The sequence below is a fragment of the Anoxybacillus sp. LAT27 genome, from assembly GCF_022030075.1.
In the GTDB taxonomy this organism is placed as follows: domain Bacteria; phylum Bacillota; class Bacilli; order Bacillales; family Anoxybacillaceae; genus Anoxybacillus; species Anoxybacillus kestanbolensis.
In genome coordinates this window covers 1-255 of sequence record NZ_JAIWYK010000222.1, presented here as the reverse complement: position 1 = coordinate 255, position 255 = coordinate 1, and the positions used below count along the sequence as shown (strand labels likewise).

Sequence of the window (255 nt, the reverse complement as noted above, 5' to 3'; positions counted from 1 at the left end):
CTCGCCATGAGTGGGTTTTGTTCCCTAATTGCTATGTAAGGCCGTGCACCTTCTGTCGATTAGCTGCCCCGAGCGTTGCTCAAGCAGTTAGCTCAGCCCAGGCGTCCCCGCGGCACATGGGAGCATCCGCTTACTGCTGCTTCCTTCCGGACCTGACAGGGTTCACGGAATCCCATTGCGCGGGACCCAGACGTCAACACCACTTGCTTGAGACAGGCCTCGCAACAGACTAACCTCGAGAAGGAATTCAGCCTC

Annotated in this window: 1 other RNA gene; it reads right to left on the bottom strand. The window is 57.6% G+C overall.

What is annotated here, in order from left to right:
• Positions 1 to 41 precede the first annotated feature (41 nt).
• Positions 42 to 255: signal recognition particle sRNA large type (ffs, locus tag LD028_RS09215), an RNA gene on the bottom strand; the annotation flags it as partial.